Raw genomic sequence first — 18887 nt, 5'->3', positions numbered from 1 at the left:
GCAGGGGCTAGACCTGCGGCATGGATAAATTCCCCTTCACCCGCGACCTTGTGCTGATTGGCGGCGGCCATACCCATGCGCTGGTGCTGCGCAAATGGGGGATGCGGCCTTTGGCGGGTGTCAGGGTGACGCTAATCAACCCCGGCCCGACAGCGGCCTATTCCGGCATGTTGCCGGGCTTTGTCGCCGGGCATTACAGCCGCGATGATCTGGACATTGATCTGGTGAAACTCGCGCGTTTCGCAGATGCGCGGTTCATCAACGGGGCGGTCACGGCGATTGACCGGGGCGCAAAGACCGTCACCGTGCCGGGCCGTCCGCCGATTGGCTATGATGCGCTGGCGATTGATGTCGGCATCACATCGGAAATGCCCGATCTGCCGGGATTTGCTGCACATGGCGTGCCTGCAAAACCTCTGGGCGCTTTTGCGCGCGCCTGGGACCTTTATCGCGCCACAGCCAAAGCCCCGCAGATCGCGGTGATCGGCGGCGGTGTGGCGGGGGCTGAACTCGCGCTCGCCATGGCCCATGCGCTGCGGGACAAAGCGCCGAAGGTCCATGTGATCGACCGGGGTCGCGCCCTGTCCGCCTTGGGCTATAAAGCGCGGCAAAAGATGCTGGCCGCGCTGACTGGCTATGGGATCGAGGTGATCGAACCGGCCGACGTGACGCAGGTCTTTGCCGAAGGTGTGGTGCTGAAAGACGGGCGTCTGATCCAGAGCGATTTCACGACAGGCGCTGCCGGGGCGAAACCGCATGATTGGGTTGCCGGGACCGGGCTTGATCTGCGCGATGGTTTCATCACCGTGAATGCGCAAATGCAAAGCAGTGATCCCGCAATCTTTGCCGTGGGCGACTGCGCACATATGGCCCAAAGCCCCCGACCAAAGGCTGGCGTCTATGCTGTCCGGCAGGCCCCGGTGCTTTACGATAATCTGCGCGGGGTGCTATCGGGTGGTGCGCTGCGCGATTACATACCGCAACGCGATTACCTCAAGCTGATCTCACTGGGCGGCAAATCCGCCTTGGCGGAAAAATTCGGCACGGCTTGGCAGGGCAGTCTGCTGTGGCGTCTGAAGGATGGGATTGACCGCAAATTCATGACTCAATTCGCAACGCTGCCGGCGATGCCAATGCCGGTCATACCCAAGGTCGCTGCCCTTGGTCTGGCCGACGCGCTGGGCGATAAGCCGATGTGTGGCGGGTGTGGTGCCAAGGTCGGGCGCGGCGCCTTGCAGCAGGTGCTGGGCGACGGCTTTGGCGATGACGCGGGCGAAGTGCAGCCGGGGCAGGTGATCAGCACCGACCATCTGCGCGCGCTGACCGCTGACCCAGTGCTGATGACACGGATCGCGGCCATTCATGCGCTTGGAGATATCTGGGCGATGGGGTCCAAACCGCAGGCCGCGACCGCCAGTATCATCCTGCCACGGATGAGCGCGGCTTTGCAGCAACGCACCATGGCCGAGATTATGGCAACTGCGACCGAAGTGATGAAAGAGGCCGGCGCGCGGATCGCCGGCGGGCATAGCTCGCTTGGCGATGAGTTGACCATCGGTTTCACGCTGACCGGATTGACTGACCGGCCGATCACCTTGGCCGGGGCGCAGGCAGGCGATGCGCTGATCCTGACCAAACCCATCGGCAGCGGTGTGATCATGGCGGCAGAGATGGCAGGGCAGGCGCGCGGCGCGGATGTAATCGCTTGTCTGGACCTGATGACCCAGCCGCAGGGCGAGGCCGCAGCAATCCTCCAGAATGCCCATGCGATGACCGATGTGACCGGCTTTGGCCTGCTCGGTCATTTGCGGGGGATCTGTGATGCCTCCGGCACGGGGGCTGCGCTGGAATGGGGAAAGGTGCCGGTGATGCAGGGGGCCGCCGACCTCGCCGCGCAGGGCATAAGGTCGAGCCTGTTCCCCGATAACCAAGCCGGGGCCGGGGCGATCAATGGTCCTGTGCCTGATCTGGCCTATGATCCGCAAACGGCGGGCGGCTTGCTGGCCTGCGTTGCAGCAGATAGCGCCGATGATCTGCTGGCCCAGTTGAAGGCTGCGGGTTACCCCGCCGCGATCATCGGGCAGGTCACGGCCACATCAGGGATCACCTGTCGCTGATCAGTGGCATTATCGCCGCAACAAGCCTGTCCTGTCCGGCGTCATCCAGCGTATCGGCCTGCACCTCATCCGCGGCCAGCCGCCGCGATTTCGTATAGGCGGGGTCGTAATGCTGATCCATCAGCGCGGTCGCAAACCCGGTCAGATCGCCCGCGCGCAGCAGATCGAGCCAGCCATCCACCACGCCATGCCCGCGGATATAGCGCAGGGGGGCCAGCCTTTGTGCCATCTCATCGGGGTCAGCGGCGATATCGGCATAGGCCTGCGCCAGATAGGCGGCCCGCGCGGCAAGCGGTGCGCGCACAGCGATCCGTTCGGCGGCACACATGGCCGACCACAGCATCGGCGGGATGATCAGGCGGCCGATCTTGCTGCTTTCCGCCTCGATCAGCACCGGGCGGGCGGTGTCCAAGCGATGCAGCGCCAAGGCGATCTGCGTCTCAAAGCCGCGCTGCGAGGGCTGATCCTGATCGCGCCCGCCAAGCAGCGATCCGCGATGATTGGCCAGGCCTTCCAGATCAATCACCTGCACGCCTTTTGCGGCCAGCCGCGCCAGCACATCCGTCTTGGCCGTGCCGGTATTGCCATCGAGCAGGATGACCCGGTGCGGCAATGGCGTGTCATAAACCGCCTTATTAACCAACCGCCGAAACGTCTGATACCCGCCCTGCACGGTCTCTGCGCGCCAGCCGATCTGGCTCAGGATCGATGCAAAAGACCCCGACCTTTGCCCGCCGCGCCAGCAATAGACCAAAGGCCGCCATGCGCCGTCCTTCTCCGCCATCGCATGTGCAATATGATCCGCGACATTGCGTGCGACCAAGGATGCGCCCAGCTTGCGCGCCTCAAACGGACTGATTTGTTTGTAGATCGTCCCAACGCGGGCGCGTTCGGCGTTGGACAGGGCCGGTAGGTTGATCGCGCCGGGGATATGGTCCAGCGCGAATTCGGCAGGCGAACGCACGTCAATCACGGTGTCGAAACCGTGGTTTAGGATATCGTCGAGGGATTGGAAATTGCGCGCCATGCGGTCTTCTACGCTGACCTTCTGGCATGCGAAAGGTCCCCCGCGCCGTGGCAGGCGCGGGGGGATCGCATCAGATATCAAACCGCAGCGGTTTGACCTGCTTGAACTTGCCGGTTGCTTTCAGCTCGGCAATTGCGGCCTCTGGCAGCGGCTCGTCGAGGTAGAGCAGGGCGATGGCTTCGGCCTTGGCCTCGGACCGGCCCAGCGTGAAGTTCGCGATATTGACGTCGTTATTGCCAAGGATCGTGCCCAAAAGGCCGATGATGCCGGGCGTGTCATTGTTGGTCGTATAGGCCATATGCGCGCCAATCTCGGCATCGATATTGATGCCTTTGATCTGGATGAACCTTGGCTTGCCGTCGCTGAACACAGTGCCTGCGATAGAGCGTTCGCGCGTTTCGGTCACAACAGTCACTTTGACGTAGCCGTCGAATGTGCCGGACTGATCCTGCTTGGTGGTCGAAATCTTGACGCCGCGTTCTTTTGCCATGACAGGCGCAGAGACCATGTTCACATCCGGGTTGGTCGCTTTCATGATCCCGGCAACCGCCGCAGCCGTCAGCGCCTTGAGGTTCATTTCCGACACCGTGCCGTCAAACAGGATGTTGATCGCCTTGATCGGTTCATCCGTCATCTGGCCGATGAAATTGCCCAGATGGCCGGACAGCGCGATCCATGGCCCCATGATCTTGGCTTCTTCCGCCGTCACGGATGGCATGTTCAGCGCGTTGGTCACTGCACCCGACAACAGGTAATCTGACATCTGTTCGGCGACCTGCAAGGCCACGTTTTCCTGCGCCTCGGTGGTGGCGGCACCCAGATGCGGGGTCACGACAACATTGGGCAGGTTGAACAGTGGGCTGTCGGTGGCAGGTTCTACGGCAAAGACGTCAAACGCAGCACCGGCGACATGACCGGCTTTCAGCGCCTCGGCCAAAGCCTCTTCATCGACCAGACCGCCACGGGCACAATTGACGATCCGCACACCTTTTTTCAGCTTGGCGATGTTGTCGCGCGACAGGATGTTCTTGGTCTGCTCGGTCAGCGGCACATGCAGGGTGATGAAATCAGCACGCGCCAGCAGATCGTCGAGTTCGACCTTTTCAACGCCCAATTCGGTCGCGCGGTCTTCGGACAGGAAGGGGTCATAGGCGACGACCTTCATCCGCAGCCCCAGCGCCCGGTCGATCACGATGGACCCGATATTGCCCGCGCCGATGACGCCCAGCGTCTTGGCCGTCAGTTCCACGCCCATGAAGCGGGATTTTTCCCATTTGCCGGCATGGGTGGAGGCGTTGGCTTCGGGGATTTGACGCGCGACGGCCATCATCAAGGAAATCGCATGTTCAGCGGTCGTGATCGAATTGCCGAAAGGCGTGTTCATTACGATGATGCCTTTCTTGGACGCGGCAGGGATATCGACGTTATCGACACCGATGCCCGCACGGCCAATCACCTTGAGGTTGGTGGCGGCGGCGATGATTTTCTCGGTTGCCTTGGTGGCGGAGCGGATCGCCAGACCATCGTAATTGCCGATGATTTCCAGCAGCTTGTCCTTGTCTTTGCCAAGTTTGGGCTGGAAATCCACGTCAATGCCGCGGTCTTTGAAGATCTGCACGGCAGCTTCGGAAAGTTCGTCAGAAATAAGCACTTTGGGGGCCATGATGGCGCTCCTCTATCAGAATGGGGAAGGGAAGCCGGGGTGAACCCCGGCCTACGCGTTGATTTCGGTCTCGAAGGCCCATGTCAGCCATGGCAGCATGGCTTCGATATCGGAGGTTTCCACCGTCGCACCGCACCAGATCCGCAGACCGGCAGGCGCATCGCGGTAAGCCCCGATATCAAGCGCGATATTCTCGGCCTCCAGCCGTTTCGCGACAGCCTTGGCAAAGGCCGCACCATCGGTGATCCGTTCATCGGTGAATTTCAGACAGACCGAGGTATTGGACCGCGTCGCCGGATTAACCGCCAGATTGTCAATCCAGTCATTATCCGCGCAAAAGTTGAAGATCGCGCGGGCATTGGCATTGGCGCGGTGGATCAGCGCATCCAGACCACCGATGGACCGGCCCCATTTCAGTGCGACCAGATAATCCTCGACCGCCAGCATGGATGGGGTGTTGATTGTCTCACCCTTGAAGATACCCTCGATCAGCTTGCCTTTTGATGTCAGGCGGAAAATCTTTGGCAAAGGCCAGGCGGGGGTGTAGCTTTCCAGCCGTTCCACAGCACGCGGGCTCAGGATCAGCATGCCGTGGGCCGCTTCCCCACCCATGACTTTCTGCCAGCTGAAGGTGGTGACATCCAGCTTGTCCCACGGCAAGTCCTGCGCAAAAGCGGCAGAGGTCGCATCGCAGAGCGTCAGACCGGCACGATCCGCCGGGATCATATCGCCATTGGGCATCCGCACGCCGGAGGTCGTGCCGTTCCATGTAAAGCAGACGTCATTGTCATAATTCAGTGCCGCCATATCGACGATCTCGCCATAAGGCGCTTCATGCACTTTGGCGTCGATTTTCAACTGCTTGACCACATCCGTGACCCAGCCCGCGCCAAAGCTTTCCCAAGCGACCATTTCGGCCGGGCGTTCGCCCAAAAGCGACCACATCGCCATCTCATAAGCGCCGGTGTCGGAGGCAGGCACGATCCCGATCCGGTAATCATCCGGCACGCCAAGGATTTCGCGGGTCAGATCAATCGCCTCGGCCAGCTTGGATTTGCCAATGCTGGCACGGTGCGACCGGCCCAAGGGGGCGTCGCGCAGATCATCCAATTTCCATGTGGGGGGTTTGGCACAGGGGCCCGAAGAAAAACGCGGGTTTACAGGCCGCGCGGTCGGTTTGTTCGTCACCATTGCTGGTATCCTCTCAGATATATGCCCTTCGTTGGGGAAGGGTGTCCCACTGCCGCAGATAGCGCCTGCCGCGCACTTCCACAATCGCCAAAATGACGCTAGACCGCCGCTCAAGCTGCTTTTTACGACATACGTGCAGCGGATCGGAAACTGCGCCCCGCAAAGGACCATCATGATGTTCACTGCCACCTTGCTGACCAATCCCGTCACCCGCGGTCTTGACCCGGCTTTGGTTGAAAGCCTGCGCAACGCCTGGGGTGGGGGTGACGCAGTCTGGCTGGCACCGGATGAGGCGGCGGAATTTACGCTGCCTGTCCTGCCGGACAACGCCTGGGATGTCTGGCACGACCTGCAAGGTCACGGCGTTGATCTGGTCATCCAGCCATCTGCCAACCGCCGCAAAAAGATGCTGCTCGCCGATATGGACAGCACGATGATCCAGCAGGAATGTATCGACGAACTCGCGGATGAGGCCGGTGTCGGCGCGCATGTCGCCGACATCACCGCCCGCGCGATGAATGGTGAGCTGGATTTCGAGACCGCGCTGATCGAACGTGTCGGCCTGCTGCGCGATCTGCCGGAAACGGTGATCGGGCACGTGCTGGCGACCCGGATTACCTATATGCCGGGCGGCGCGACATTGGTGAAAACGATGAAAGCGCATGGTGCCTATGCCGCGCTGGTGTCGGGCGGGTTCACCGCCTTTACCACGCAGGTCGCGCAAGTGCTGGGTTTTGACGAAAACCGCGCCAACACCTTGCTGGTCGCGGATGGCAAATTGACCGGCGATGTCGCCCGCCCGATCCTTGGTAAAGCTGCCAAGGTCACGGCGTTGGAAGACATCACCGCCCGGCTGAACATCGGTGAAGCTGACGTGTTGGCGGTCGGTGACGGGGCCAATGACCTTGGCATGCTGGGCCGTGCGGGCGCGGGTGTCGCGCTGCACGCCAAACCATCGGTGCAGACGCAATGCGATATCCGCATCAACCACGGTGATCTGACGGCACTGCTCTATATCCAAAGCTATGCCCGCGCAGATTTCATCAACTAGGGGCTTGCGTTAGCCATATTCCCTGCGCCAGATGGCGCGATGAAAAAGCCATTGCACCCAGCCACGATTGCCGCGCATGCCGCCGGCGCCCTTGATCCGCAATCGGGCGGCGTCGTGCCGGCCTTGCAGCCCTCTACCACCTATCTGCGCGATGAAGATTACGCGCTGATCCGGCCCGATAATATCTATTCGCGCGACAATTCCGACAATCTGCGGCAGGCAGAGGCGGTGATCCGCGCGCTCGAAAATGCGCAGGACACGCTGCTGTTCCCCTCCGGCATGGCCGCGATTGCCGCCGTATTCCGGGCTTTGCCGAACCGGGCAACCGCCATCGTGCAATCAGGCATCTATTGGGGGACAACCGCCTGGGTCCGCGATTTCTGTGCAAGGCGAGAGATTGCCCTGATCGAAGTGCCGGCTGCCGATCTGGTCGCCACCTGTGCGGCAAACCATGCCGATCTGGTGCTGATCGAAACACCCTCCAACCCATGGTTGCTGACCGTTGACATCGCCGCCGTCAAACATGCCACCGATGGCGTGCTGCTGGTCGATGGCACCGCCGCGACACCGATTCTGACCCGCGCATTGGATCATGGCGCGGATATCGTGATGCATTCGGCGACCAAGGCGATCAACGGCCATTCCGATGTGCTGGCAGGCGTGCTGTCCACGATCCAGTCCGAGGCCCCGATCTGGCAAGCGATCAAAGCTGACCGCAAGATGGCCGGTGCGATCCTCGGCCCGTTCGAAGCATGGCTTTTGACCCGCGCGATGCGGACCCTGCCCTTGCGGGTGGAGCGGATGTCAGAAAATGCCTTGATGCTGGCGCAGCACCTGATGGCCCATCCGGCAGTCGAGGATGTCTATTACCCCGGTCTGCCGCATCATTCGGGCCATGACGTCGCCTTGCGCCAGATGCACGGCGGCTTCGGCAGTCTGCTGTCGGTGCTGGTGCAGGGCGGACGCGAAGAGGCGCTACGCGTGACCGGGAGGCTGAATCTGTTCCTGCGGGCGACGTCGCTTGGCGGTGTCGAAAGTCTGGTGGAACACCGGCATACGATTGAACCGCATACCGGTATTCCGGAAAACCTGATCCGCGTCAGCACAGGCATCGAACATATCAATGACCTGATCGCTGACTGGGATCAGGCGCTGGCTTAATCCGCGACGGGGCCGCCCGCGTCTTTCCAGGCGCTGAAACCACCGATATTGGTGACCTTGGTGTAACCCATGTCTTTAAGCGTCTTGCCGGCCAAGGCCGCCTGACCACCGGCGCCGCAGATCAGATAGAGGTCTGCATCTTTCTGAAACGCGGCATGGTGGTAATCGGTTGCAGGATCAGCCGCGAATTCGATGAAACCACGCGGCACGTTATGCGCACCTTTGATCGTGCCGGATTTGGCGATATCGCCGCTGTCGCGCACATCGATAAAGACGGCATTGCCTTCGGCATGTTTTGCAACCGCTTCTTCGGCGCTGATGCGCGGCACGGCGGCGTTGGCTTCATCAAGATAGGTCTGTGCGTTTTTCATGTCGTTTCCCTTCGTTGCTATACTGGCCTGAAAAAAACGCCCGGGCCGCAGCCCGGGCAGTCCAACAGGGAGGTTGGTGATATAACCCGATCACCGGCGGGACACTTATGAAACGAGCCGGTAGCCGCCTTGTTCCGTCACCAGCAGACGCGCATTCGACGGATCAGGTTCGATCTTTTGCCGCAGCCGGTAGATATGGGTCTCCAATGTATGCGTCGTGACCCCCGCGTTATAGCCCCAGACCTCATGCAGCAGCACATCGCGGGCCACGACACCATCGGTCGCCCGATACAGATATTTGAGGATATTGGTTTCCTTCTCCGTCAGGCGCACCTTTTTGTCATCCTCGGTGATCAGCATCTTCTGCGCGGGCTTGAATGTATATGGCCCAAGCTGAAAGATCGCATCCTCGGATTGTTCATGCGTGCGCAGCTGGCTGCGGATCCGCGCTAGCAGCACCGGGAATTTGAACGGTTTGCTGACGTAATCATTGGCCCCCGCATCAAGCCCAAGGATCGTATCGGCATCGCTGTCCTGCGCGGTCAGCATGATGATCGGGCATTTGGTGCCCTGCTTGCGCAGCCGGCGGCACAATTCGCGGCCATCGGTGTCCGGCAGGCCGACATCGAGGATCATCAGATCATAGGCGCTTTCCTTGGCCTTGGTGATCGCGCTGGCCCCGTCATCTGCCTCGAAGACATCGAAATCCTCGGTCATCAGTAATTGTTCGCCCAGCGCCTCGCGCAGGTCGTCATCATCATCGACGAGTAAAATCTTTTTCAACTGACGCATGGCATTATCCTTCGCTATGTCACTGACCTGTGATGGAGTAACGCGCCGGACAAGATTTCGGGTTCATCTTTCACACGGACGTGTGATTAGAGCCGGTTTTGTTTCACTTTCCGGTGAAAAGGGCTATCAGGTGAAACAATTGACAGGTGCTTTATGACAGGTTTCTCTCCCGATATCACCGAAAGGCTGGCGCGTGCGCGGGCCGATCTGCGCATGGGCGTGCCTGTGGTGCTGGATGGCGGCGCGCTGGTGCTGGCGGCGGAAACGCTGGATGCAGGCAGGCTGGCGCAATTGCGCATGCTGGGCGGCACGCCGGTGCTGGCGATCACATCATGGCGTGCTGAAACGCTCAAAGCCCGCGCCTATGACGGCGATCTGGCGCGGATCATCCTGCCTGCGGATGTGGGCCTCTCATGGGTGCGATCCGTCGCTGACCCCGCCGATGACCTGCGCGCGCCGATGAAAGGCCCGCTGCGCAGCGCGCGCGACGGCGGTGCAGACCTGCACCGCGCCGCGATTGCGCTGACCAAGGCTGCGCGGCTTTTGCCCGCCGCTTTGGTCCTGCTGCTGAAGGATGCACCGGCTTTTGCCCGCGCGCATGACCTGACCTTGGTGCCTGCCGCCGCCGCGCTTGACACCGCCCTGAGCCCTTTGCGCCCGGTGATCAGCGCGCGCTTGCCGCTGGATGTGTCAGAGGCCGGACGGTTGCACATCTTCCGCCCCGATGACGGGGCCGAGGAGCATTATGCCGTCGAAATCGGCCAGCCTGACCGCTCCAATCCGGTGCTGTCGCGCCTGCATTCCGCCTGTTTTACTGGTGATCTGCTGGGGTCGCTGAAATGCGACTGCGGCCCGCAATTGCGCGGTGCCTTGGCGCAGATGGGGGCCGAAGGGGCAGGGGTCCTGCTCTACCTCAATCAGGAAGGACGCGGCATCGGGCTGGCCAACAAGATGCGCGCCTATTCCCTGCAGGATCAGGGGTTCGACACGGTCGAAGCAAACCACCGTCTGGGGTTCGAGGATGACGAACGCGACTTCCGCATCGGTGCCGAAATCCTCAAATCTATGGGCTTCGGCACGGTCCGGCTCCTGACCAATAACCCCGCGAAAGTGGCAAAGATGGAAAGCTGCGGCATCAAAGTCGTCGAACGCGTCCCGCTGAAAGTCGGCGAAAACCGGCACAACCATGCCTATCTGGCGACGAAGGCCGCGAAATCGGGGCATTTGTTGTGACGGAATTGATGTTTCCCGTGCGCGCTGATCTGGATTAAACCACCGCCATGCGGACCATCGTCACCACAATGCGCAACGAAGCGCCCTTTATCCTTGAATGGCTCGCCTATCACCGCGCCATCGGCTTTACCGATTTTGTCATCTTTTCCAATGATTGCGATGATGGCACCGATCTGATGCTGGACCGGCTGCAACAGATGGGAATGGTCCACCACCTGCCGAACACGCGCCGTGGCAAAAAGCCGGTGCAATGGACTGCCCTGAACCGTGCCGCCAACCACCCTGCGGTGAAAAAGGCTGACTGGATCTTTGTTGCCGATGTCGATGAATTCCTAAACATCCATGCCGGTGATGGCCATCTGGATGATCTCTTAGCCGCGCGGCCAGATGCGGACGGGTTCTTGCTGTCCTGGCGGATGTTCGGGGCGAATGGCCAGATCCGCTTTGACGATGCGCCGGTCATGCGCCAATTCACCGCCGCAGCACCCGACCGTCTGATCTGGCCATGGCGGGCGGTGCAGTTCAAGACACTTTACCGCAACAATGATCCGGCCCGCAAACTGGGTGTCCATGCGCCGGACCGCCGGGCCGAAACCGACATCTGGGTTGATGACAACGGACAGACCTTGGGCCGTGTCAGAGGCACCGTCATGCTGCACAAAGAATCGCGTTACGGCTTGGCGCAGGTCAACCATTACGCGCTTGGTTCCGCTGAAAGCTTTCTGGTGAAATGCGACCGGGGCAAGCCCAACCATGCCGATCAGGCGATTGATCTGGCCTATTGGCTGGACCGCAATTTCAACGAGGTGGAAGATACCACCATCCTGCGCCACGCCGATGCGACGGTGGCAGGCGTGGCTTCGCTGATGGCTGATCCTGTCATCGCCCAATTGCATGCCGCCAGCGTCACATGGCGCAAAGACAGGATTGCCGCGCTGATGCTGCAATCGGATTATTTCTATCTGATGGCACGGATCATCCAATCCGGCCCGACCAAGGCCTTGTCGCTGGCGAACCAGCAGATCCTGCTCGACAGATTATATGCGATGCGCCATGCGCAGAGGCAGGCCAAAACGGCAGAAAGCCCGACATGAAACCCACCGATCTGGTCCTGACCCCGACCCATCTGCGATTCGCGGGCCGCCGCTTTGCCTGCAGTATTGGGCGCGGCGGGCTGACCACACGCAAGAAAGAAGGCGACGGCGCAACCCCGCGTGGCACCCACCGTCTGATCGGCATGCTCTACCGGCCTGACCGGATCGCGCGGCCTGCCGATTGGGCGTTACCGATCAAGCCCGGTGATCTGTGGTCCGACGATATCCGCGATCCTGATTATAACATGATGGTGCGCGCGCCGCATCCTTACAGCCATGAACGCCTGCGCCGGGCGGATCCGATGTATGATCTGATCATCCTGACCGACTGGAACTGGCCCTATGTGGTCAAGGAGCGCGGCTCTGCGATCTTCATCCATCAATGGCGCGGGCCGGGGCGGCCGACGGCGGGGTGCATCGGGCTCGCGCGCGACGATCTGCGCTGGATCGCGGCTCGAATCCGGCACGAAACACGGCTTGTTATCGCATAACCGCTGGACCTTGTGCCTATTTCTGAATCAAAGCATCAGGAGCAGCAGCAGATGACACACCAAGGCACCTTCATGACCACCGAAGAAATCACCAATCTTCCTTATCGGCCGTGCGTCGGCGTGATGCTGATCAATCCGCGTGGCCATGTCTTTGTCGGCCAAAGGATCGACCGCGACACCGACGCCTGGCAAATGCCGCAAGGTGGCGTTGATCCGGGCGAAAAGACCCGCGACGCCGCCCTGCGCGAATTGCTGGAAGAAACCGGCATCACGCCCAATCTGGTCAGTATCGAGGCGGAAACCGCAGGCCTGATCCCCTACGATCTGCCGGTCGAACTGGTGCCGCATATCTGGAAAGGCCGCTACCGGGGTCAGGAACAGAAATGGTTCCTGATGCGGTTTCACGGGCAGGATAACCAGATCAACCTGCAAACCGAACATCCCGAATTTTCTGCCTGGAAATGGGTGCCGCCTGCCGATCTGGTCGCCGGCATCGTGCCGTTCAAACGCGCCGTCTATGAACAGGTGCTGGCCGAATTCGCCGACAAACTCAAATAGGGCAGGACCCCGCGCCCTTCCCATCTTCCGAGCCCAAATATCCCCGCCGGAGGCATAAAAGTCCTTCGGCGCGACACCTCACACCCGACTACGCTTCACCTTGCGCGCCACCCGTGCCGATTTGGTCTTGGACTTCACCAGCTTGCGCCGCACAGGTTTCCCGCGCCCCGCACTGACCCCGCGCGGCATGTCGCGACTGTCCAACGTCAGCAATTCGACAATCAACCCGCCCGTCACCGGCGCCGCTTCGATCAGTTTCACCGTCACCCGCTGCCCCAGCCGGATCAACGTGCCACTATCCGACCCCATCAGCGTCTGGCTGTCGGGATCGTAATGGAAATATTCGCGCCCCAAGGTGCGGATCGGGATCATCCCATCCGCCCCCGTCTCATCCAGCTTCACAAAGACGCCAAACTTGGCAATCCCGCTGATCCGGCCACCCATCTCGACCCCGATCCGGTCCGAGAGAAACGCCGCCAGATAGCGGTCGGTCGTGTCCCGTTCCGCCGCCATCGACCGGCGTTCGGTATCGGAAATTTTCTGCCCGGTATCGGCAAGGTTTTCGATATCCCAGACCGACAAGCCATCCTTGCCCCAGACATGCGCCGTCACCAGCGCGCGATGCACGATCAGGTCGGAATAGCGGCGGATGGGCGAGGTGAAATGCGCATAAGACCGCAAAGCCAGACCGAAATGGCCGAAATTCTCCGGGCTGTAATAGGCCTGCGTCATCGACCGCAGTGTCGCCATATTGATCAGTTCCGATTGCTCCGTCTCGCGCGCCGCAATCAACAGCCGGTTCAGATGCGCCGTTTTCAGCACCTGCCCCTTGGCCAGCACGAGGCCCGATGCCTGCGCCACCTCACGCAAAGCATCCAGCTTATCGGCATTGGGTTCCTCATGGACCCGGAACAACAGCGGTGATTTCTTCGCAATCAGCGTCTCGGCGGCGGCGACATTGGCCAGCACCATGAATTCCTCGACCAGCCTATGCGCATCCAGCCGTTCCTTGAACTGCACGGACGTCACCTTGCCATCGTCATCCAGAATGATCTGCCGTTCGGGTAAATCCAGCTCCAGCGGTTGCCGCAAAGCACGCGCTTTGACCAAGGCATGATAGGCGGCATAGATCGGCCGGATCACCTCAGCCATCAAGGGGGCAACCTTTTCATTGGGTTGCCCGTCGATCCCGTCCTGCACCTCTTCATAATTCAGCGAGGCGATGGATTTCATCAGCCCGCGATGGAATTCATGCCCGATCTTCTGCCCCTGTGCATCGATCCGCATGGCAACGGCGATACAGGCGCGGTCCACGCCTTCGTGCAGTGAACACAGATCACCCGACAGCCGGTCCGGCAACATCGGCACCACGCGGTCCGGGAAATAGGTGGAATTGCCGCGATTGCGCGCCTCATGATCCAGCGCGGAGTTCGGTTTGACGTAGCAAGCCACATCCGCAATCGCGACCCAGATGATGAAACCACCCGCATTGGCGGGGTCTTCATCCGCCTCCACAAAACACGCGTCATCATGATCGCGCGCATCCCATGGATCGATGGTGATCAATGGCAGATCGCGCAGATCCTTGCGGCCTTTCAGCCCCACAGGCTTGGCCGCATCCGCCTCTGCCACCGCATCATCGGGGAAATGATCAGGGATGCCGTGCTGGTGAATAGCGATCAGCGACACCGCACGCGGCGCTGTCGGATCACCCAAGCGCGCCACGATCCGCGCCTTGGGCAGGCCAAGCCGCCCCTTGGGGCCAGCCTGCTCCGCCTCGACCAATTCGCCATCTTTCGCGCCACCCGTGGCACCGGCAGCGACGACCCATTGCTTATCCGCGCCCTTGTCAATCGGCAGCACACGCCCGCCTTCGGACCCGGCACGGAACACGCCCAATATCCGCATCGGATTGGTGCCAATGCGGCGGATCATCCGGGCAGTATGGGTGTGTTCTTCGGTCTTATCCACCGTCAGACGGCCCAGAATACGATCACCCGCTCCCAAAGCCGGATCACTGGACCGCAGCATCATCAAGACACGCGGCTCCGGCCCTTGCCCGGTCCATTCCAATGGCCGCGCAAAGATATCGCCACCCGCATCGGGTGCCATGATCTCCAGCACCGCGACAGGCGGCAATTCCTCCACATCGCGATAGGATGACCGGCGTTTGGTCAGCTTGCCCGCTTCCTCCAATTCCTTGAGGATGCGTTTGAGGTCGATCCTTGCCGCCCCTTTGATCCCGAACGCCTTGGCGATATCGCGCTTGGCGGTCTTGGTCGGGTTGTCAGAGATAAAGGCGAGGATTTCGGATTTGGAAGGGATCTGTGTCATCCCGCAGCCCTAGCATGACGCGCAGGCAGCGTCATCACAATTGCCGGTAAGGGGTATGTAAATCCACCTTACGCGAAATATTCCGCCAATATCCGCCCGTAGATCGCCTTCAGCTGCACGATCTGATCCACCGCCACGCGTTCATCGACCTGATGCATGGTCTTGCCCACCAGCCCGAATTCCACGACCGGGCAATGATGCTGCACAAACCGCGCATCCGATGTGCCACCCGAGGTCGACAGCACCGGATCGCGCCCGGTTTCGGCCTTCACTGCCTTACCGACCAGATCGGACAGTGGACCGGGTGGTGTGATGAAACTCTCGCCCGAGATTTTCACATCCATTGCAATCCGCACATCGAAACTTTCTGCAACCTGATCCGCGATGCCCTGCATCCATTCCGTCAGACCCGCACCAGAATGCATGTCGTTGAACCGGATATTCACCCCCGCCTTCGTCTGCGCGGGGATCACGTTGGTCGCGGTATTGCCGGTATCAATCGTCACCACCGCCAGCGTGGACGGGTCAAAATGATCGGTGCCGCGATCCAACTCACGGCTCGCCAGAATATCCACCAGCCGCGCCACCGCCGGCAGCGGGTTCTTGGCGCGATGCGGATAGGCCGAATGGCCCTGAACCCCGGTCACGGTAAAGGTCGCATTCAGCGACCCGCGCCGCCCGATCTTCATCGCCTCGCCCATCACGTCAGGGCAGGTGGGTTCACCCACCAGACAGACTGACATCGCCTCTTTGTTCTCTGCCATCCAGTCGAGCAGCGCGGTGGTCCCATCCAGCGCATCGCCTTCCTCATCCCCGGTAATCGCCAGAATGATCGCGCCGTCAGGCGGTGTATCCGCCACAAAATCAATCGCCGCCGCCGCAAAGGCCGCGACACCCGATTTCATATCTGTCGCCCCGCGCCCATAAAGATAGCCATCCTTGATCACCGCGCCAAAGGGCGGCACGGTCCAAGCGGCTTCATCGCCCAAAGGCACCACATCGGTATGGCCATTGAACCCGAACGTCCGGTTCGCCCCCTGCCGCCCCCAACGCGCGAACAGATTCGACACGCCGCCCCGATCCACACGGGTGCAGGTGAAGCCGCCCTTGGTCAGCAATGCCTCCAGCAACACCAGCGCGCCGCCTTCTTCCGGCGTCACGGATGGGCAACGCACCAGATCGGCCGTCAGTGCAACAGGATCAATCATGGCTTTTCTTGAACGCCTCTTGTGCCGCAGGGCTGGCTTCCGTCTGATGCTGGGCGCGCCAGTCGTCATAGGGCATGCCATAGAATGCTTCGCGCCCCTCGTCCTTGGTCATGTCAATACCACGCTCATTGGCTGCTTCCTGATACCAGCGCGACAGGCAATTCCGGCAGAACCCCGCCAGATTCATCATATCGATATTCTGCACATCAGGCCGGTCCTGCATCAGATGCTGGCGCAACCGGCGAAAAGCAGCGGCCTCAAGCGCGATCTGTGTTTGGTCATCCATGTCTTATCTCCCTTTACAATCCCGTCTCTGCCAGCACGCGCGCCAATATCGGGGCCAGCTTTTCCGCCCAGTCCCTCTGCCCAGCTTCATCCGCAATCAGATCATGGCGCAACTCGATCAAGACATTCGCCCGCCCCTGTTGCAAGGCATGGCGATCAATCGCATCGCCGGGCAGATGCCCGGTATAGGGTTCATTCGCCCCCACACACCAGCCTTCCGCGCGGCAGGCGTCGATCAGCGGCAAGGCCAGACGTTCGTCACGGCCATAAAGCACCCCGACTTGCCAAGGGCGCGGCGGTCTGCCGCGCAATTGCGGCGTGAAGCTATGCACAGCACAGATCACGGGTGCGTCCATCCCCGCCGCCAACCCGGCATAGGCGTCGTGATAGGGGCGATAAAGCCGCGCCAACCGTTCCTCCAACTCCGCCACCCCGGCATAGCGATTGCCGGGAATGATCGTGCCATCATAAAGCCGCATCAGCAGCGTCGGGTCATCCTCACCCCTGTTGGGGTCAATCACCAGCCGGGAAAACCCCGACAGGATCGCCGGACTGTCCAGCAAAGCCGCCAGATGCCGCGTCACCCCCGCCGCCCCGATATCATAGGCGATGTGGCGCGCCATATCGGCGGCTGGCAAGCCCAGATCGCCGCCCGCCACCCAATCTGGCACATGGTTGGTCGCGTGATCGCAGGTCACAAGCCAGCGACCGGGCCTATGCGCCCCCTCAACCTGATACGCTTCATCTGTCATTCTCATGTCACCGCATTTAGGCTAGTTTACGTGGGAATGGAATTGCGCAATAAGAGCGTAAAGCCGACCGTTACCGCTAACGGCACTGACCAAAGGGAATGAAGATGAAACGCCACCGCAATGTCAAGATCGTCGCCACGCTTGGGCCTGCATCCAACGATTACAAAATGATCCGCGCCCTGCACGAGGCCGGTGCCGATGTGTTCCGGCTGAATATGTCACACGGCGATCATGAAGAAATCCGCGCGCGGCATGCGATCATCCGGCAGGTGGAAAAAGACCTCGACAGCCCGATTGCCATTCTGGCCGACCTTCAGGGGCCAAAACTGCGCGTCGGCGTCTTTGCCAATGGCGAAGAGGAATTGATCCCCGGCGCCTCCTTCCGGCTCGATCTGGACAAGGCCGAAGGCGATGTGAACCGCGTCTGCCTGCCGCATACGGAAATCTTCGACGCGCTGGAACCCGGCGCGCATCTGCTGGTCAATGACGGCAAGATCAAACTGCGGGTCAAGGATTGCGGTGCTGATTTCGCCAATTGCGAAGTCATCGTCGGCGGCACGATCTCCAACCGCAAAGGCGTGAACGTCCCTGACGTGGTGCTGCCGCTGGCCGCCCTGTCCGACAAGGATCGCAAGGATCTGGAATTCGTCTGCGAATTGGGTGTCGACTGGCTTGCCCTGTCCTTCGTCCAGCGCCCGGCGGACGTGGAAGAGGCCCGCGAGCTGTGCAAAGGCCGCGCCGCGATCCTGTCCAAGATCGAAAAACCCGCTGCGGTGAAGAATTTCGACGATATCCTTGCCGTCAGCGATGGCATCATGGTCGCCCGTGGTGACCTGGGCGTTGAACTTCCCGTCCAGAACGTCCCACCAATCCAGAAACGTCTGGTGCGCAAATGCCGTGCTGCCGCGAAACCGGTGATCGTGGCAACACAGATGCTCGAATCGATGATCGACAGCCCGATGCCGACCCGTGCCGAAGTCTCTGACGTCGCCACCGCGATCTATGAAGGCGCCGATGCGATCATGCTGTCCGCTGAATCCGCTGCCGGGTCTTACCCAATCGAAGCCGTCCAGACGATGAGCAATGTCGCCAACGAGGTCGAAACCGACCCGACCTATACCGAGATCATCGAATCCTCGCGCCGCGCCGTGCGCAATTCCGTCGCGGACGGGATCGTCTCCGCCGCGCGCGAAATCGCCGAAACCACCGATATCAAGGCGATCTGCTGCTTCTCGCAATCCGGCACCACGGCCCTGCTGGTTGCCCGCGAACGGCCCCGCGTGCCGATCATCGCGCTGACCAGCTATATCCGCACCGCGCGCAGGCTCTGCCTGTCATGGGGCACCAATTGCGTTGTTGTGGGCGAGGTCAATCGCTTCAAAGACGCCGTCGTCGCCGCTGTCCGCGCCGCCCTAGCGCAGGAGATGGCCACCAAGGAAGACATGATCGTCGTCACCGCAGGCGTGCCGTTCAACACGCCGGGGTCCACCAATATCCTGCGGGTCGCCCCTTGCGAAGAAAAGCTGATCTTCGCATCTGAAACCGAATAGACCAAAGGC

At 60.9% G+C, this 18887-nt stretch carries 17 protein-coding genes; 8 read left to right on the top strand and 9 right to left on the bottom strand.

What is annotated here, in order from left to right; translation table 11 throughout:
• The first annotated feature begins 20 nt into the window (after positions 1–20).
• The gene (gene selD, locus VOY09_RS14780) at positions 21–2117 is read left to right on the top strand and encodes a selenide, water dikinase SelD (protein ID WP_322894614.1); all 2097 of its coding nucleotides are present in this window, start codon (positions 21–23) and stop codon (positions 2115–2117) included.
• Here the strand turns inward: selD and mnmH are convergent.
• From mnmH to VOY09_RS14765, 3 genes are all read right to left on the bottom strand, one after another.
• A complete protein-coding gene (gene mnmH / locus VOY09_RS14775; protein ID WP_322894615.1) occupies positions 2104–3144 on the bottom strand; it encodes a tRNA 2-selenouridine(34) synthase MnmH in 1041 nt (346 codons plus the stop codon). The two genes, selD and mnmH, sit on opposite strands and share 14 nt — an antisense overlap.
• A 70-nt stretch (positions 3145–3214) precedes the next feature.
• Complete coding sequence (serA, locus tag VOY09_RS14770; RefSeq protein WP_322894616.1) at positions 3215–4807, bottom strand: phosphoglycerate dehydrogenase; 1593 nt, start codon at positions 4805–4807, stop codon at positions 3215–3217.
• A 51-nt stretch (positions 4808–4858) separates the two neighbouring features.
• On the bottom strand, positions 4859–5998 hold the full coding sequence (locus tag VOY09_RS14765; protein WP_322894617.1) for a phosphoserine transaminase: 1140 nt from the start codon (positions 5996–5998) through the stop codon (positions 4859–4861).
• Positions 5999–6173: 175 nt separating this feature from the next.
• Here VOY09_RS14765 and serB point away from each other — a divergent pair, with 175 nt between their 5' ends.
• Together serB and VOY09_RS14755 are read left to right on the top strand one after the other, a co-directional pair.
• Positions 6174–7049 (top strand): phosphoserine phosphatase SerB, encoded by an 876-nt coding sequence (serB, locus tag VOY09_RS14760; protein ID WP_322894717.1) that lies wholly within the window; start codon positions 6174–6176, stop codon positions 7047–7049.
• A 39-nt stretch (positions 7050–7088) separates the two neighbouring features.
• On the top strand, positions 7089–8210 hold the full coding sequence (locus tag VOY09_RS14755; protein WP_322894618.1) for a trans-sulfuration enzyme family protein: 1122 nt from the start codon (positions 7089–7091) through the stop codon (positions 8208–8210).
• On the opposite strand, the gene VOY09_RS14750 is transcribed toward VOY09_RS14755, so the two are convergent.
• Both VOY09_RS14750 and VOY09_RS14745 read right to left on the bottom strand, forming a co-directional pair.
• Positions 8207–8581: a rhodanese-like domain-containing protein gene (locus VOY09_RS14750; RefSeq protein ID WP_322894619.1), complete on the bottom strand. Its 375-nt coding sequence runs from the start codon at positions 8579–8581 to the stop codon at positions 8207–8209. The genes VOY09_RS14755 and VOY09_RS14750 overlap by 4 nt on opposite strands.
• A 105-nt stretch (positions 8582–8686) precedes the next feature.
• Positions 8687–9373, bottom strand: a complete 687-nt coding sequence (locus VOY09_RS14745) for a response regulator transcription factor (protein WP_322894620.1) — start codon at positions 9371–9373, stop codon at positions 8687–8689.
• Positions 9374–9526: 153 nt separating this feature from the next.
• Here VOY09_RS14745 and ribA point away from each other — a divergent pair, with 153 nt between their 5' ends.
• From ribA to VOY09_RS14725, 4 genes are read left to right on the top strand one after another with little or no spacing between them, the layout of a single operon-like run.
• Positions 9527–10606: a GTP cyclohydrolase II gene (gene ribA, locus VOY09_RS14740; protein ID WP_322894621.1), complete on the top strand. Its 1080-nt coding sequence runs from the start codon at positions 9527–9529 to the stop codon at positions 10604–10606.
• 47 nt (positions 10607–10653) lie between these two features.
• On the top strand, positions 10654–11700 hold the full coding sequence (locus VOY09_RS14735) for a glycosyltransferase family 2 protein (RefSeq protein ID WP_322894622.1): 1047 nt from the start codon (positions 10654–10656) through the stop codon (positions 11698–11700).
• Positions 11697–12191, top strand: coding sequence for a L,D-transpeptidase family protein (locus VOY09_RS14730; protein ID WP_322894623.1), 495 nt, complete (start codon positions 11697–11699; stop codon positions 12189–12191). The genes VOY09_RS14735 and VOY09_RS14730 overlap by 4 nt, the downstream gene beginning before the upstream one ends.
• Before the next feature lie 51 nt (positions 12192–12242).
• Positions 12243–12749: an RNA pyrophosphohydrolase gene (locus VOY09_RS14725; RefSeq protein WP_322894624.1), complete on the top strand. Its 507-nt coding sequence runs from the start codon at positions 12243–12245 to the stop codon at positions 12747–12749.
• 78 nt (positions 12750–12827) lie between these two features.
• Here the strand turns inward: VOY09_RS14725 and rnr are convergent, their stop codons facing one another.
• The 4 genes from rnr to VOY09_RS14705 all read right to left on the bottom strand — a co-directional run bounded on the left by rnr (position 12828) and on the right by VOY09_RS14705 (position 17328).
• On the bottom strand, positions 12828–15083 hold the full coding sequence (gene rnr / locus VOY09_RS14720) for a ribonuclease R (RefSeq protein ID WP_322894625.1): 2256 nt from the start codon (positions 15081–15083) through the stop codon (positions 12828–12830).
• A gap of 68 nt (positions 15084–15151) precedes the next feature.
• Positions 15152–16291, bottom strand: a complete 1140-nt coding sequence (gene dapE / locus VOY09_RS14715; protein ID WP_322894626.1) for a succinyl-diaminopimelate desuccinylase — start codon at positions 16289–16291, stop codon at positions 15152–15154.
• Positions 16284–16577, bottom strand: coding sequence for a DUF1244 domain-containing protein (locus tag VOY09_RS14710; RefSeq protein ID WP_322894627.1), 294 nt, complete (start codon positions 16575–16577; stop codon positions 16284–16286). Before VOY09_RS14710 ends, dapE begins: the two co-directional genes overlap by 8 nt.
• 13 nt (positions 16578–16590) lie before the next feature.
• Positions 16591–17328, bottom strand: coding sequence for an N-formylglutamate amidohydrolase (locus VOY09_RS14705; protein WP_322894718.1), 738 nt, complete (start codon positions 17326–17328; stop codon positions 16591–16593).
• A gap of 104 nt (positions 17329–17432) precedes the next feature.
• Here VOY09_RS14705 and pyk point away from each other — a divergent pair, with 104 nt between their 5' ends.
• A complete protein-coding gene (gene pyk / locus VOY09_RS14700; RefSeq protein ID WP_322894628.1) occupies positions 17433–18878 on the top strand; it encodes a pyruvate kinase in 1446 nt (481 codons plus the stop codon).
• The last annotated feature ends 9 nt before the right edge of the window (positions 18879–18887 follow it).

The organism is Yoonia sp. 67-2 (assembly GCF_035117555.1).
Taxonomy (GTDB): domain Bacteria; phylum Pseudomonadota; class Alphaproteobacteria; order Rhodobacterales; family Rhodobacteraceae; genus Yoonia.
The sequence above is the reverse complement of the archived record's forward strand: the minus strand, read 5'-3'. Positions and strand labels throughout refer to the sequence as shown.

What these genes read in the sequence shown, in the direction of transcription:
- selD (WP_322894614.1), top strand. Translation starts at nt 21, where the DNA reads ATGGATAAATTCCCCTTCACCCGCGACCTTGTGCTGATTGGCGGCGGC.
- mnmH (WP_322894615.1), bottom strand. Translation starts at nt 3,144, where the DNA reads ATGGCGCGCAATTTCCAATCCCTCGACGATATCCTAAACCACGGTTTC.
- serA (WP_322894616.1), bottom strand. Translation starts at nt 4,807, where the DNA reads ATGGCCCCCAAAGTGCTTATTTCTGACGAACTTTCCGAAGCTGCCGTG.
- VOY09_RS14765 (WP_322894617.1), bottom strand. Translation starts at nt 5,998, where the DNA reads ATGGTGACGAACAAACCGACCGCGCGGCCTGTAAACCCGCGTTTTTCT.
- serB (WP_322894717.1), top strand. Translation starts at nt 6,174, where the DNA reads ATGTTCACTGCCACCTTGCTGACCAATCCCGTCACCCGCGGTCTTGAC.
- VOY09_RS14755 (WP_322894618.1), top strand. Translation starts at nt 7,089, where the DNA reads ATGAAAAAGCCATTGCACCCAGCCACGATTGCCGCGCATGCCGCCGGC.
- VOY09_RS14750 (WP_322894619.1), bottom strand. Translation starts at nt 8,581, where the DNA reads ATGAAAAACGCACAGACCTATCTTGATGAAGCCAACGCCGCCGTGCCG.
- VOY09_RS14745 (WP_322894620.1), bottom strand. Translation starts at nt 9,373, where the DNA reads ATGCGTCAGTTGAAAAAGATTTTACTCGTCGATGATGATGACGACCTG.
- ribA (WP_322894621.1), top strand. Translation starts at nt 9,527, where the DNA reads ATGACAGGTTTCTCTCCCGATATCACCGAAAGGCTGGCGCGTGCGCGG.
- VOY09_RS14735 (WP_322894622.1), top strand. Translation starts at nt 10,654, where the DNA reads ATGCGGACCATCGTCACCACAATGCGCAACGAAGCGCCCTTTATCCTT.
- VOY09_RS14730 (WP_322894623.1), top strand. Translation starts at nt 11,697, where the DNA reads ATGAAACCCACCGATCTGGTCCTGACCCCGACCCATCTGCGATTCGCG.
- VOY09_RS14725 (WP_322894624.1), top strand. Translation starts at nt 12,243, where the DNA reads ATGACACACCAAGGCACCTTCATGACCACCGAAGAAATCACCAATCTT.
- rnr (WP_322894625.1), bottom strand. Translation starts at nt 15,083, where the DNA reads ATGACACAGATCCCTTCCAAATCCGAAATCCTCGCCTTTATCTCTGAC.
- dapE (WP_322894626.1), bottom strand. Translation starts at nt 16,291, where the DNA reads ATGATTGATCCTGTTGCACTGACGGCCGATCTGGTGCGTTGCCCATCC.
- VOY09_RS14710 (WP_322894627.1), bottom strand. Translation starts at nt 16,577, where the DNA reads ATGGATGACCAAACACAGATCGCGCTTGAGGCCGCTGCTTTTCGCCGG.
- VOY09_RS14705 (WP_322894718.1), bottom strand. Translation starts at nt 17,328, where the DNA reads ATGACAGATGAAGCGTATCAGGTTGAGGGGGCGCATAGGCCCGGTCGC.
- pyk (WP_322894628.1), top strand. Translation starts at nt 17,433, where the DNA reads ATGAAACGCCACCGCAATGTCAAGATCGTCGCCACGCTTGGGCCTGCA.